General features: G+C 43.4%; 1 protein-coding gene. It reads right to left on the bottom strand.

Translation table 11 applies throughout. The features are described from left to right. The coding region (locus tag HA632_RS01870) for a hypothetical protein (RefSeq protein ID WP_176305548.1) at positions 1 to 221 on the bottom strand (221 nt) is incomplete at both ends.

The following is a 221-nucleotide window of genomic DNA, read 5'->3' as shown; positions in this document are numbered from 1 at the left end:
CCGTTTACTGACCAAGTGTAACTATCACAAGCCGAAGCAGTAGTACTGTTTGAAGTACTTGGCGTGATGGTCAAGTTCAAGGTTTCAGTATGACAGCCTACTACTGAAGTATAAGTTCCAGAAGCCGTATATGTTGTCCCGTTTACTGACCAAGTGTAACTATCACAAGCCGAAGCAGTAGTACTGTTTGAAGTACTTGGCGTGATGGTCAAGTTCAAGGT

Origin of the sequence: Flavobacterium sp. J49 (assembly GCF_011742145.1) — a bacterium.
Lineage (GTDB): Bacteria > Bacteroidota > Bacteroidia > Flavobacteriales > Flavobacteriaceae > Flavobacterium.
The sequence above is the reverse complement of the archived record's forward strand: the minus strand, read 5'-3'. Positions and strand labels throughout refer to the sequence as shown.